11 protein-coding genes are annotated in these 13,424 nt (G+C 65.9%); all 11 read right to left on the bottom strand.

The genetic code is table 11. From position 1 onward, the window contains the following. Positions 1-21: 21 nt before the first annotated feature. The gene (locus R2N16_RS11335) at positions 22-345 is read right to left on the bottom strand and encodes a P-II family nitrogen regulator (RefSeq protein WP_316665768.1); all 324 of its coding nucleotides are present in this window, start codon (positions 343-345) and stop codon (positions 22-24) included. Then, positions 342-3,491, bottom strand: a complete 3,150-nt coding sequence (locus R2N16_RS11330) for an efflux RND transporter permease subunit (RefSeq protein ID WP_316665767.1) — start codon at positions 3,489-3,491, stop codon at positions 342-344. Before R2N16_RS11330 ends, R2N16_RS11335 begins: the two co-directional genes overlap by 4 nt. Beyond that, on the bottom strand, positions 3,488-4,708 hold the full coding sequence (locus tag R2N16_RS11325; protein WP_316665766.1) for an efflux RND transporter periplasmic adaptor subunit: 1,221 nt from the start codon (positions 4,706-4,708) through the stop codon (positions 3,488-3,490). The genes R2N16_RS11330 and R2N16_RS11325 overlap by 4 nt, the downstream gene beginning before the upstream one ends. Continuing rightward, positions 4,705-6,075 carry a TolC family protein gene (locus tag R2N16_RS11320; protein ID WP_316665765.1) on the bottom strand — a complete coding sequence of 457 codons (1,371 nt, stop codon included), beginning with the start codon at positions 6,073-6,075 and terminating at the stop codon, positions 4,705-4,707. Before R2N16_RS11320 ends, R2N16_RS11325 begins: the two co-directional genes overlap by 4 nt. Before the next feature lie 113 nt (positions 6,076-6,188). Continuing rightward, the gene (locus tag R2N16_RS11315; RefSeq protein WP_316665764.1) at positions 6,189-6,716 is read right to left on the bottom strand and encodes a hypothetical protein; all 528 of its coding nucleotides are present in this window, start codon (positions 6,714-6,716) and stop codon (positions 6,189-6,191) included. Between the two features lie 64 nt (positions 6,717-6,780). After that, a complete protein-coding gene (locus R2N16_RS11310; protein ID WP_316665763.1) occupies positions 6,781-7,194 on the bottom strand; it encodes a winged helix-turn-helix transcriptional regulator in 414 nt (137 codons plus the stop codon). A gap of 70 nt (positions 7,195-7,264) precedes the next feature. Next, the gene (locus tag R2N16_RS11305) at positions 7,265-8,734 is read right to left on the bottom strand and encodes an NAD-dependent succinate-semialdehyde dehydrogenase (RefSeq protein WP_316665762.1); all 1,470 of its coding nucleotides are present in this window, start codon (positions 8,732-8,734) and stop codon (positions 7,265-7,267) included. 27 nt (positions 8,735-8,761) lie between these two features. Further along, a complete protein-coding gene (locus R2N16_RS11300) occupies positions 8,762-9,850 on the bottom strand; it encodes a tartrate dehydrogenase (protein ID WP_316665761.1) in 1,089 nt (362 codons plus the stop codon). 18 nt (positions 9,851-9,868) lie between these two features. Then, on the bottom strand, positions 9,869-11,506 hold the full coding sequence (locus R2N16_RS11295; RefSeq protein ID WP_316665760.1) for an ABC transporter ATP-binding protein: 1,638 nt from the start codon (positions 11,504-11,506) through the stop codon (positions 9,869-9,871). A 2-nt stretch (positions 11,507-11,508) separates the two neighbouring features. Next, on the bottom strand, positions 11,509-12,423 hold the full coding sequence (locus tag R2N16_RS11290; protein WP_316665936.1) for an ABC transporter permease: 915 nt from the start codon (positions 12,421-12,423) through the stop codon (positions 11,509-11,511). 28 nt (positions 12,424-12,451) lie between these two features. Next, positions 12,452-13,408 (bottom strand): ABC transporter permease, encoded by a 957-nt coding sequence (locus tag R2N16_RS11285; RefSeq protein ID WP_316665759.1) that lies wholly within the window; start codon positions 13,406-13,408, stop codon positions 12,452-12,454. Positions 13,409-13,424 lie beyond the last annotated feature (16 nt).

Here is a 13,424-nt window from a genome sequence, read left to right as displayed (position 1 = left end):
CATCTGCGCATCACACGATCCTCAACCGGTTCGATGCAGGAAGGTGGCCTGAATCACGTCGGTCATCCAGATGGCGCTGTCGCCAGTCTGGCCGTGCTCCAGCACCTTGACGGCGCTCTCGAACAGCACGCTGGCCAGCGCGTCTGACGCCACGATCTCGATGCGCAAGCGCGGCACGAACTCCGTCAGGTCTTCCTTGATGGAATGGGCGCCAACCTGTGAAGCCGCTGGCGGGTAGGCATTCACCTCGCCCACCGTCATGCCCGGAAAACCGGGGCAACTACGCAGCGCTTCATGCATGCGTTCGAGCAGTTGCGGGCGTACTACGATGCGGATTTCCTTCATGCCTTCGACTCCTCATCAAACCATTTGTACAGCGTGGGCAGCATCACCAGCGTGAGCAGCGTGCAGGTCAGCAGACCGCCGATCACCACGATGGCCAGCGGCCGTTGCACTTCCGAACCCGGTCCCGTGGCAAACAGGAACGGGATCAAACCCAGCATGGCCACCGTGGCCGTCATCATCACGGGGCGGAAGCGCATGCGCGAGCCCAGTCGCACGGATTCCTCCACCGACATGCCCTGCTCCCGCAAACTGCGGATCGTGCTGACCAGCACCACACCGTTGAGCACCGCGATGCCCCATAGCGCAACGAAGCCGACCGATGCCGGCACCGACAGGTATTCACCCGTGACGAACAGACCGATGATCCCGCCCACCGAGGCGAACGGCAGCACCAGAATGATCAGCGTGGCGTAACGCACCGAGTTGAACAGCAGGAACAGCAGGAAGAAGATGGCGGCCACCGTAATCGGGACAATCACCTTCAGGTGCCCCATGGCGCGCTCCATGTTCTGGAACTGGCCGCCCCACTCCAGGTAGTAGCCCTCGGGCAGCTTGACCTTCTGCGCCACGGCGCCCTGCAACTCGGCAACGAAGCCACCCAAGTCACGGTCGCGCACGTTCACACCCACCACGACGCGGCGCTTGCCCAGTTCGCGGCTGATTTGCGCAGGGCCGTCGGTGACATCGATGCGGGCGATGCTTTCCATCGGCACTTGTGCGCCGTTGGGCGCAGCCACGATCAGGTTGCGGATGGCTTCCACGCTGCCGCGATACGCCTCCGGCAGACGCACCACCGCGCTGAAGCGGCGCTCGCCTTCGAAGATTTCCGTGGCTTCCTTGCCGCCGATGGCCGTTTCGATCACGTTGTGCACGTCCGCGGCGTTCAGGCCGTGACGCGCGATGGCCTGTCGGTCAATCGCGATCTGCAGATATTGCTGCCCGGTAATGCGCTCCACGCGCATGTCCTGCGCACCCTGGATGCTCTGCGCCACCTTGGCAATCGCTTCGGCCTTCTCGCGCAGCGTGTTGAGGTCGTCGCCAAACACCTTGATGGCCACGTCGGAACGCACGCCGGTCACCATCTCATCCACGCGGTCGGAAATCGGCTGCGCCATGACGATCTGCACGCCGGGCAGCACCTGCAGTGCGCGGCGCATCGCCTCGGCAATGTCGTCCTGGTTCCAGCCCTTGGGCCACTCGTCGCGGGGTTTCAGCGACACGATCGGGGTCGATTCATTCTGGCCTTGCGGGTCGGCCGGTGATTCGCCGCGGCCCACGCCAGAGACCGCCGACTTCACACCCGGAACCTGCATCACCAGGCGCATGGCTTCCATCTCCATGCGGATCGACTCTTCCAGCGAGATGTTCGGTGCGCGGTTGATGCCCGGCACCACCGAGCCCTCCTTCATCTCCGGAATGAACGCCGTGCCCAGGAACGGCATCAGCGCGCCGGTGGCAAGAAACACCGCCACCGCCACGATGACGGTCTTGCGGCCGTTGTTCAGGCTCAGCTCCAGCAAGCGCAGATACGGCTTCTTCATCTTGCGGATCAGCCACGTATCGTGTGCATCGTGCTCGGCGTGCGGATCATCGCTGTGCTCGCCTTCCACGTGCTTGTGCACCTTGGGCTTGAGCAGGTACGACGACAGCACCGGCGTGAGCGTCAGCGACAGCACCAGCGAGAAGAACAACGCAATCGCAATCGTGAAGGCCAGCGGCGCGAACATCTTGCCCTCCATGCCCTCCAGCGTCATCAGCGGCAGGAACACCAGGATGATGATGCCCACGCCAAAGATCACGGGCGTCGCCACCTCAGTCACGGCATGCAGGATGACGCGCGCGCGGCTCTCGTTCGGATCGCGCGGCTTGGCCAAGTGCGCAAAGGCGTTCTCCACCACCACCACGGAGCCGTCCACCATCAAGCCGATGGCGATGGCCAACCCGCCCAGTGACATCAGGTTGGCCGAAATGCCGATCTTGTTCATCGCCATGAAGGTCAGCAACGGCGTGAGGATCAGCGTGCCGACCACGATGAGCGACGAACGTATGTCGCCCAGGAACAGCAGCAGCACGATCACCACCAGCACCACACCTTCGGCCAGCACCTTGATGACGGTTTGCAATGCCGAATCCACCAGCTCCGAACGCTCGTAGTACGGCACGATCTTCAGGCCGTCGGGCAGCATGCCGTCGTTGTTGATAGCCTTGACGCGATCCTGGATGCGCGCGACGACTTCCTTCGCGTTGCCGCCACGCATCATCATCACCACCCCGCCGACGGATTCCGTCACGCCGTTCTTGACCACCGCCCCCGCGCGCACCGCGGTGCCGATCTTCACCTCGGCCACGTCGCGGATCGTCAGCGGCGTGCCGTTGACCTCCTTGAGCACGATCGCGCCGATGTCGTTGGTGTCACGCACCAGGCCCACACCGCGAATCAGGTACTGCTCCGCAAAATGCGGCAGCACGCCACCGCCCGAGTTGGCATTGTTGGCGGCCAGCGCCTCGAACACCTGCTTGACGGTCACGTTGTGGTGCCGCAGGCGTTCCGGGTTGACCAGCACCTGATACTGCTTCTCGTAGCCGCCCTGCGAATTGATCTCGGCCACGCCCGGAATGGAGCGCAGCAGCGGACGTACCACCCAGTCCTGCGCGATGCGGCGCTGCGTGAGTTCCTCGACCGAAAGCTCCTTGTCACCGTCATCCGGTTTGTCCAGCGTGTACTGATACACCTCGCCCAGGCCCGTGGACACGGGGCCGAGCACCGGCGTCACGCCCGTCGGCATGCGCGACTGCACCTCGATCAACCGCTCCATCACGAGCTGGCGCGCGAAGTACACATCGGTCTCGTCGGTAAAGACGAGCGTGATGAGCGACAGGCCTGGCTTGTTGAGTGAGCGCATCTCGGTGAGCGCCGGCAGGCCGGTCATCGCCATTTCCACCGGCACGGTCACAAAGCGCTCCACCTCTTCCGGCGAGCGCCCCGGTGCTTCCGTGGCGATCTGCACCTGCACGTTGGTCACGTCCGGGAACGCATCGAGCGACAACTTGCGTGCGGCGTCAAACCCGAAGAACAGCAGCACGGCAGCGATCACGGCCACCACGAGCCGCTGCTTGAGCGCGCCGCGAATCAATGCGTCGATCATGCGCCCTCCATCTCGGCGCGCTTGCGCTCATTGTTCAGATGGAAACCGCCTTCGACCACGATGGGCTGGCCGGCCTGCACGCCCGAAACGACCGGGCGCACGCCGTTCGATTCATCGCCGAGCTTGACCGGCGTGAGCTGGTAGTTCGTATCGCTGGCGCGCACAAACACGTAGTCGCGGTTGTCTTCACGCACCACGGCGGAAGTCGGCACTACCACACGTTCTTCCGGGCGCGATTGGATGAGCAGCGTGGCCAGCATCGACGGCTTGAGCGTGCGCTCTGCGTTGTCCACTTCGGTGCGCACCGTGACCGTACGCGTTTGCGGGTCAACAATATCGGACACCCAGATCAGCTTGCCGACAATGCGGTCGCCCGCGCCGGTGTCGATCTCCACGGCCTGGCCTGCACGCACGCCAGCGGCGGCGTTTTCGGGCACTTCCCCCACCACCCACACGCGCGACAGATCGGCCACGGTGAACAGCTCATCGGCCGGCTGCACCACCTGGCCGCGCGTGACCTTGCGCTCCACCACCGTGCCGCTGATGCTCGCCACGACGGGCGAGATCGACGACATACCGCCCGTGCGCATCTTAGCCAGCGTGCCCGGCGACACGCCCATCACACGCAATTGATCGACGGCCGCGCGCACTTCGGCATCGGCCATCGCCAGTTCGCTCTGGCGCTTCTGCAGCTCGGCCGAGCCGATCACGTCGGCGGCCAGCAGGAGCTTGGCGCGTTCCAGCGCACGCGCCTGCAAGTCGCGCTGCGCGGCGGCCTTCTGATAGGCGAGCTGCGCGGCCCCCAGTTCCGTGCTGTGCAGTTGCGCGAGGATGTCGCCCGCCTTGACGCTCTGGCCCGGCGTGGCAACCAGTTCTGTCACACGGCCCGTGACGGTGGCGCCGATGCGCGCCACGCGTTGTTCGTCAAACGCGATCTGCCCCGGCACACGCAGGCGCTCCGCAATCGGCTGCTTGCCGACCGGTGCCACTTTCAGGCGCTGCACCAGCGTGGGTTGTGCAACAACGAGGTTCGGGTCGACGGCCTGTTGCGCGGCCTTGGCGTCGTCGGCGGCGTCTTTGCCGCAGGCGCCCAGCAATAGCATCGCCGCCAGGGCAACGCCGGCCAGCCGGATCGAAGAAGAGAAAGAAGAAGGTGCGTTCATGGTCAGGCTGGATTCGTGGGTTCGGGAGGCAACGCGGCGGCTCGGGCGTGTCATTGGGCCTCCGGGCGCAGGCGGTCGAGTTCAACCGCAGCGGTGCGCAGGTCCGCGCGTGCGGCAATCAGGTCATTCCGTGCCTGGCGAAAGACGCGCTGGGCATCGAGGTAATCGAGAATCCCGCGCTCGCCGTGGCGGTATGCAGCCTCGGCCACGCGCAGCGCCGATTCAGCCTGCTTGATGACGCCCGATTCGAGCGCGCTGACTTGCGACTCCGCAATTTCGTATTGGCGATAGGCGGATTCCACCGCCTGGCGCGTGCGCAACTCGCGGTCGCGCAACAGGGCGCGCGCGCGTTCGCGTGCGGCCACCGCTTCGCCCACCGGACCATCGCGGCGGTCGAACAGCGGAATCGACATCACCAGGCCCACGCGGCTGTCCTGCAGATCGGGTTGGCGATCGACCGACCCCCGCAGCGCGAGCGACGGCCAACGCTGGCTGCGCTCGTGCGCCAGACGTGCATCGGCCTCGCGCACGGCAGCGCGGTCGGCTTCCAGCTCAGGATGCGTGGCGACGACCGTGCTGACCAGGTCGGCCAGGGGCGGCAGATGCGCCACGGAGGGCGTCTCCGTGCCGGCATCGACATCGAACATCGGCGGCAGATCGGCGCCCACGGCGCGGCGCAGTTCAGCCAGCGCCTGTTGCACACGCAGTGCAGCGGCCTGTTCGTTGCGCTGCGCGTTGAGCAGCTCGGCGTCGCCACGAATCAGTTCATAGCGCGGGGCTTCGCCGGTTTCCACACGCACGGCCACGCCACGGCGGATCTGCTCGACCAGCGTCACATCTTCGCGCGCGTTGCGTTGCTCGGCCTCGCGGCGCACCACGTCGTAGAAGCGCAGCTTGAGGTCGGCCTCCACGTCGCGTGCCTGTGATCGGGCGCTCGCCTGCGACGCTTCGTACGCAGCATCGGCGGCCTGGGTACGGGCGGCGCGCTGCCACGGCAGGTCGAGTTTTTGCGTGATCGACACGCTATTGGTGCGGCCTTCCGCCGCACCCGGCATGCGGGCACGCTGGCGGCCCGCCATGGCTTCCACCTCGGGGTTGGGCCAGGCGCGGGCGGTCGCAATGCCCGCCTGCGCTGCCTGCACCTGGGCCTGTGAAGCAGCCAGCGCCGGGTGGTTGGCGCGGGCCAGCTCCAGCAACTGCGGCAAGGTGTAGCGCGGCTGCGGAAGCGCCTCGTCACGCTGCGGCTGAAGAGCCCGCACAGGGGCAGCCTGGGCACCCTGGGGCGAAGACGCCGGGGGCGCGGCATTGGCGTGGACCGCCGTTGCGGCCATGGCGGCCAGCACAGCGGAGAGAACAGCACGTCGCGACGCGCGCGCGAGCGCTGCGGGGTGCGGGGTGGCCGCATCCTGATTGGACAACATCCGAAATCATCCTGAAAAAGAAGAACAGGCAAGCGCGGACGCCCGGCCGGTCAACAGACCAGTTGGCGCAGCACTAGCAACTCAAGGGGATGGTTTCCGGCGAATGCCGGAGATCAGGCGCGTGCGGGAGGACGCAGCATGGGGGCTGGCGTGGGGCCGGCCTGGAACGGCGGAAGAGAGACACGGACGCGCGCGACACGCAGGCCGGGCGTCAACACCATGGGCGGCGGCGGCAGCCAGAGTTCCGGTGCGTCGCTGGGATGATCGGGGGCGGCGGCGCTGGTCGTGGGCACGTCGGGCGCATCGGTTGCATGCGCAACCCAATGCTCAACGCTGAAGCACTGGCCGGGCTGCTTGACCGACTTGCCGAGCGCGACCTTGATGGCACGCTCGAAACCCTTGCTGGGCTTGGCAGCGGGCAGCGCATCACCCGGCACGTCGTCGACCACGGCTTCGATGGCTTCCAGCGCGTCATCGGCAGCCTGGCCATCGGGAAAATGCGTGGCCGAGAACACCGAGACCGTGAACAACAGACACCAGATCGTGACGATCCACCGTACGCCGCGCACGCGCGACAGCACGCCCCGCGCGGTGGCGCGAGACAACGTCGGCAAGGCGGAGGAGAGATTCGTCACTGACATGGGCCCCGAATACTATCGGAAAAATGCTGCATCTGCACACAACGTCTGGCAGATCGCGCGGATGTCAATCGGAATCGACCTGTGTTTTGCGAATCCGTTCCATTTCGGGCCAATGCGCATGCACCCAGTCGTCCAGGCCGACGAGCGTGCGGTTGAGCGATTCGCCCAGCGGGCTGAGCCGGTATTCGACGTGCGGCGGCACGCTGTCGTAGATGGTGCGCAGGATGAGACCGTTGGCTTCCAACTCGCGCAGCGTTTGCGTGAGCATTTTCTGCGAGATGCCGTCGCCCACGCGGCGCAGGAGTTCGTTGTTACGCACGGGGCCGTTTTCCAGTGCCGGAAAGATGCGCAGCGCCCATTTACCGGCCACCAGTTCAAGGGCGCGGGTTGAGGGACAGGCGCCGACGGTGCCTTCAGGGCGGCCATCGGCCGTTGGGGATGAGGACGGAGATGGGGATGAGGCCATGTTGTCCGCCATGGTGCCTCCAGAGCATGATTGGGATACGCGTGACCGTACCGCCAATCGTGCCGCCCCGCAACGCGCCCCCTCAGTCGAGCTGGCCCTGGCAGACGTACTTGGTGTGGAGGTAGTCGTCCAGCCCGTGGACGGAGCCTTCCCGGCCGTAGCCCGATTCCTTCACGCCGCCAAACGGCGCGGCCTCTGCAGCCAGCGCGCCTTCGTTGATACCGACGATCCCGCTCTCCAGCGCTTCGGCCACGCGCCAGATGCGGCGCACGTCCTGGCTGTAGAAGTAGGCGGCCAAGCCAAACGGCGTGTCGTTGGCGGCGGCAATCACCTCGTCTTCAGTGGTGAAACGCGTCAGCGGCGCGACGGGGCCGAAGGTTTCTTCGCAAGCGCAAGCCATGGTGGCATCGGCGTCGATCAGCACGGTGGGTGCGTAGTAGTTGGCGCCGAGCTGGGTCAGGCGCGCGCCGCCGGTCAACACCTTGGCGCCCTTTGCGATGGCGTCCTGCACATGCCGGTCGATCTTCTCGACCGCGCGCGCGTTGATCATCGGACCGATCTGCGAAGCGGGGTCGCTTGCCGGCCCAACCTTCAGTGCGGCAACGCGCGCCGCCAACTTGGCGGCAAACGCATCGTGCACCGCGTCGTGCACGAACACGCGGTTCGGGCACACGCAGGTCTGCCCGCCGTTGCGGAACTTGGCTGCCATGAAGCCATCCACGGCAGCGTCGATGTCAGCATCTTCGAACACGATAAAGGGCGCATTGCCGCCGAGTTCGAGCGAGAGCTTCTTCAACGTGTCGGCACTGCGGCGCGCCAGATGCTTGCCGACCGGCGTCGAGCCCGTGAACGTGATCTTGCGCACGCGGGCATCGTCCAGCCAGACGTCCACCACCTCGGGCGTGCGTTCGCGCGAAGCGGTGACGATGTTGAGCACACCCGGCGGCACGCCGGCTTCCTGCGCCAGACGCACGAGGGCGAGCGAGGTCAGCGGCGTGTCTTCGGCGGGCTTGCAGACGACGGTGCAGCCCACTGCGAGCGCCGGGGCGATCTTGCGCGCGATCATCGCCGCCGGGAAGTTCCACGGCGTGATGGCCGCTACTACGCCCACCGGCTCCTTGAGGGCAAGCATGCGCCGGCCCGGCACCGGCGCGGGAATGACCTCGCCGTTCATGCGTGTGGCTTCTTCCCCAAACCACTCGATGTAGCTCGCGGCGTAGGCGACCTCGCCCTTGCCTTCCGCAAGCGGCTTGCCCTGCTCCAGCGAGATCAGTTTGCCGAGATCATCCTGATGCGCCAGCACGAGATCATTCCAGCGTTTGATGATCTGCGCGCGCTGCTTGGCGGGCACCTTGCGCCACGCCGGGAAGGCGGCATGCGCGGCGTCCAGGGCAGCGCGTGCCTCATCCGCGCCGGAATCGGGCACGCGTGTGATGAGGGCGCCAGTGGCCGGGTCTGTCACATCCAGCAGCGGGCCGGTTGCGCTCAGCCATTCGCCGGAAATGCAGTTGGCGCTGCGGATCAGGTCCGCACGATCGAGTGAGAGAGACATCGTCTTTTGGTCCACAGCAAATGAAAATCAGGCACCCGCAACGTGCGCGGCAATCGCCTCGCCCACCTGCGTGGTGCTGGCGGTGCCGCCCAAATCCGGCGTGCGCGGGCCGTCCTTGAGCACGGCTTCGATGGCCGCGACGATGGCGTCGTGCGCGGCGCGGCCCGCACCTTGGCTCTGCGTGAGGAAATCGAGCATCAACGCGCCCGACCAGATCATCGCGATCGGGTTGGCGATGTTCTTGCCGTAGATGTCCGGTGCCGACCCGTGCACCGGCTCAAACAGCGACGGGAATGTGCGCTCCGGATTCAGGTTGGCCGACGGCGCCAGCCCGATCGTGCCGGTCGTTGCCGGGCCAAGATCGGACAGGATGTCGCCAAACAGGTTGGTGGCGGCCACCACGTCGAAGCGCCCCGGCTGCAGCACGAAGCGCGCGGTCAGGATGTCGATGTGTTGCTTGTCGAGCGTGACATCGGGGTAGCTTTGCGCAACTTCGTCCGCGCGCTTGTCCCACCACGGCATGCTGATGGCGATGCCGTTGCTTTTGGTAGCGAGCGTCACGTGCTTGCGCTGGCGGCTCTGAGCGAGATCGAAGGCGAACTTGAGCAGGCGCTCTGCGCCCTTGCGCGAGTAGACCGACTCCTGGATCACGATTTCGCGGTCGGTGCCTTCGTACATGATGCCGCCCAGCGACGTGTATTCGCCTTCGGTGTTTTCGCGCACGACGTAGTAGTCGATGTCGCCCGGCTTACGATTGGCCAGCGGGCACGGCACGCCTTCAAACAGGCGCACAGGGCGCAGGTTGATGTACTGGTCGAACTCGCGGCGGAACTTGAGCAGCGAACCCCATAGCGAGATGTGATCGGGCACTGTGGCCGGCCAGCCCACCGCGCCGAAGAAAATCGCGTCCATGCCCTTGAGTTGGGCTTTCCAGTCGTCGGGCATCATCTTGCCGTGCTGCTGGTAGTAGTCGCAACTGGCCCATTCGATGTGGTGGCACTCCAGCTCGAAGCCGAAGCGCTCGGCCGCCGCCTGGATGACACGCAAGCCCTCGGGCATGACCTCCTTGCCGATGCCGTCTCCGGGAATGATCGCGATGCGGAATGCGGGAATCATGTCGTTCCTTTTTTTCTGTTAGACAGAGACCGCCACGGCATGCGCCATCGTGCGGTCCCGCTCGTCAAGCCAGCCCTGGCGCAGTTCGGGCACCGAGTTGGCGAGTTGTTCGTAGTACGGATGGTGTGGGCCGCGATCGAAATCGGCACGCGCCACCTGCGTGAGCTTGCGGCCGTGCTGCATGACGACGATCTCGTCGCACACGGCGCGCACCGTGTGCAGATCATGGCTGATGAAGAGGTACGACACGCCCAGATCGCGCCGCAGGTCTGCCATGAGGTTGAGCACCGCTGCACCCACCACGGTATCGAGCGCGGAAGTCACCTCGTCGCAGAGGATCAGATCCGGCTCGGCCGCCAGGGCACGCGCAAGATTCACGCGCTGCTTCTGCCCGCCCGACAGCCCGCCCGGCAACCGTTGGGCCACGCTGTGCGGCAAACGGACGAGATCCAGAAGCTCGCGGATGCGCCGCTGCAACGCCTCGCCCTTCAGGCCTTTGTAGAACTGCAGCGGCCGCGCCAGGATGCGCTCGATGCTGTGTGAAGGGTTGAGTGCCGTGTCGGCCATCTGGAAGACGATCTGGATACGGCGCAACGCGTCGGGCGCACGTTTTGCGAGCAAGGGCTCGAGCGCCTTCCCCCGGAATGTCATGCTGCCTTCGCACGGCGCAATCAACCCGGCAATGGCACGCGCCAAGGTGGTTTTGCCCGAGCCGGATTCACCGATCACGCCGATAGCCTGCCCGCGATACAGCTTGAAACTGATGTCGTCGAGAATGCGCGTGGCAGGCTGACCCTTGGCATCCACCGCCCCGTAGCCCGCACCCAATCCCTGCACGTCGAGCAGCAGTTCGCCCTCGCCCAGGCAGTGCTCTGCCGGGCGCGCCTTGGGCCGCGCCGCCGCCAGCAGGCTCTTGGTGTAGTCGTGATCGGGCGTGGCGAGGATGTGCGCGGTGGGGTTGATCTCCTGCATCTGCCCGCCGCGCAGCACCAGGATGTGATCGGCCATCTGGGCCACCACGGCCAGGTCATGGCTCACGTAGACGGCCGTGGCGCGGCGCTCGCGCACCACGCGGCGGAACGCACGCAGCACTTCGATCTGCGTGGTCACATCCAGCGCGGTGGTCGGCTCATCCAGGATCACGAGGTCTGGATCGATGATGAGCGCCATGGCAGCCATGAGCCGCTGCAACTGCCCGCCCGACACCTGATGCGGATAGCGCTCGCCAATGGTTTCGGGATTGGGCAGCGCAAGTTCGCGGAACAACTCCACGGCCTTGGCCTCGGCTTCCGCACGCGACATCGTGCCGTGAATGCGCGCGGGTTCCACCACCTGATCCAGGATCGTGCGTGACGGGTTGAACGACGCCGCCGCACTCTGCGCGATATAGGCCACGGTGCGCCCGCGCAGGGCGCGTTGCTCGGCAGGCGGCAGGTGCAGAACGTCGATTTCGCCAATGCGCACGCTGCCTGATGCGATCTCGCAGCCATGGCGCGCATAGCCCATCAGTGCCAGCGCGGTCGTGGTCTTGCCGGAACCGGACTCGCCAATCAGCGCTAGCACCTCGCCCGGCTGGATGGCAAAGCTGAGGTTGTCGACGAGGGTCTGTTCGCCTGCGGTAATGCGCAGGCCCTCTACGATGACGGACGCTCCCATGTTCAACGCCCTCCGCGTTCGCGGGCCCGAGAACGACCTCGGCCCGGCAGGTTGTCGATGACGATGTTCACGGCGATGGTCAGGCTCGCAATGGCCAGCGCCGGCACGATGACCGAAGCGCCCGCATCAGGCAGCGCGCCGATGTTCTCGCGCACGAGCGAGCCCCAGTCGGCCGAGGGTGGCTGAATGCCGAGCCCCAGGAAGCTCAAGCTGGCCAGCAGCAGCACGACGTACACAAAGCGCAGACCCAGATCGGCCAGCATCGGCCCGAAAATGTTCGGCAGAATCTCGCGCAGCATGATGTAAAGCGTGCCCTCGCCGCGCGTGCGCGCCACGGTCACGTAGTCCAGCGCATTGATGTTGACCGCCAGCGAGCGCGCGATGCGGTACGCCCCCGGCACGTAGATGATGGCGGCTGTCAGCACGAGCATCGTCACCGAAGAACCGAAGCCGGCCACCATCAGCAGCGCGAACATCTTGCTCGGGATGGCGGTGAGCGTATCGAGCACGCGGCTCAATGTGGCATCCACCAGCCCACCCATGGCCGCGGCAAACAGCGCCAGCAACGTACCCGTGCCGCTGGCCAGCACGGTGGCCACGAGCGCCACCCCAACCGTGTAACGGGCGCCTTCCACCACACGGACGAACATGTCGCGGCCAAGGTAATCGGTGCCGAACCAGTGGGCCGCGCTCATGGGCCCGAACACGTCGCCGTTGCCGTCGCCGCTGGTGATCAGATGCGCGGGCAGCAGCGCGGGGCCGACCGCCGCCGCCAGCAGCCAGAACACCAGCACGGCCAAGCCGATGAGGCCCGTGACACCGAAGCCGCTCAGCACACGCCGTATGGGGTGGCGCGGCGCGGGCGGCGCAGGGGGCGTGCTGGCCGGCAACGTAGGGGAAGTGGGCGTGGTTTCCATCGTCAGGCTCTTGTTCATAGGATCAGCATCAACGGTGGCGCAGCCGCGGGTTGGCGACAATGCCCAGCACATCGGCGGTGGTCACGAGCAGCAGGTAGCCGGCGCAGAAGATCATGGCGCAGGCCTGTACCAGCGGCATGTCGCGCTGCGACACGCCATCGACCATCAACTTGGCTATGCCAGGGTAGTTGAAGATCGTCTCGATGATGATCACGCCGCCCAGCAGGTACGACAGCGACAGCGCCACCGCATTGGCGATCGGCCCAACCGCATTGGGCAAGGCGTGCGCGAGCACCACGCGCATCGGCGAAGCACCTTTCAGGCGCACCATTTCGATGTACGGCGCTTCGAGCTGATCAATAACGGCGGCGCGGCTCATCCGCATCATCTGCGCGACGATCACGCAGCACAGGCTCAGGACAGGCATGGCAAAGGCCTGCAGCATCTGGCCGATCGATTCGATGTCGTTGACGTACGACAGCGCGGGCAGCCAGTGCAGCTTGACGGCAAACACCAGCACCGCGAGTGTCGCCACCAGAAACTCCGGCACCGACACGACGGCCACGGATGTGGTGGAGGCCAGCCTGTCGAACCACGAGCCGCGCCATACCGCCGAGGCTATGCCAAGGCTGAGCGCGATCGGCACCGAGAACAGCGCCGTCACCGCCGCCAGCAAGAGCGAGTTGGGCAAGCGGCTTGCCACGAGTTCGGCCACCGGCATCTGCGTTGTGGTGGATTGCCCGAGGTCACCGCGCGCAATGCCGGCCAGCCAGTGAACATAGCGCTGCGGCGCCGGCACGTTCAGGCCCATCTGCGCGCGCAATGCCGCCAGGGCTTCGGGGGTGGCGTCCTGCCCCAACTGCTCTTGCGCGGCGTCACCTGGCAGTACAGCGGTGATCGAGAACACGATGACCGACACCGCCAGCAACGACAGCAGCGCCAGCGCCACGCGCCGCACCAGCAGCTTAAGGATGACTCGATTCATGACAGCCCCTTCATCG

Source organism: Ralstonia psammae (assembly GCF_958405935.1).
GTDB classification, from domain to species: Bacteria; Pseudomonadota; Gammaproteobacteria; order Burkholderiales; family Burkholderiaceae; genus Ralstonia; species Ralstonia psammae.
The sequence above is the reverse complement of the archived record's forward strand: the minus strand, read 5'-3'. Positions and strand labels throughout refer to the sequence as shown.

Coding starts and splice junctions, on each gene's coding strand:
- R2N16_RS11315 (WP_316665764.1), bottom strand. CDS start 6,716: ATGTCAGTGACGAATCTCTCCTCCGCCTTGCCGACGTTGTCTCGCGCC.
- R2N16_RS11330 (WP_316665767.1), bottom strand. CDS start 3,491: ATGATCGACGCATTGATTCGCGGCGCGCTCAAGCAGCGGCTCGTGGTG.
- R2N16_RS11335 (WP_316665768.1), bottom strand. CDS start 345: ATGAAGGAAATCCGCATCGTAGTACGCCCGCAACTGCTCGAACGCATG.
- R2N16_RS11290 (WP_316665936.1), bottom strand. CDS start 12,423: ATGGAAACCACGCCCACTTCCCCTACGTTGCCGGCCAGCACGCCCCCT.
- R2N16_RS11285 (WP_316665759.1), bottom strand. CDS start 13,408: ATGAATCGAGTCATCCTTAAGCTGCTGGTGCGGCGCGTGGCGCTGGCG.
- R2N16_RS11320 (WP_316665765.1), bottom strand. CDS start 6,075: ATGTTGTCCAATCAGGATGCGGCCACCCCGCACCCCGCAGCGCTCGCG.
- R2N16_RS11310 (WP_316665763.1), bottom strand. CDS start 7,194: ATGGCGGACAACATGGCCTCATCCCCATCTCCGTCCTCATCCCCAACG.
- R2N16_RS11295 (WP_316665760.1), bottom strand. CDS start 11,506: ATGGGAGCGTCCGTCATCGTAGAGGGCCTGCGCATTACCGCAGGCGAA.
- R2N16_RS11305 (WP_316665762.1), bottom strand. CDS start 8,734: ATGTCTCTCTCACTCGATCGTGCGGACCTGATCCGCAGCGCCAACTGC.
- R2N16_RS11325 (WP_316665766.1), bottom strand. CDS start 4,708: ATGACACGCCCGAGCCGCCGCGTTGCCTCCCGAACCCACGAATCCAGC.
- R2N16_RS11300 (WP_316665761.1), bottom strand. CDS start 9,850: ATGATTCCCGCATTCCGCATCGCGATCATTCCCGGAGACGGCATCGGC.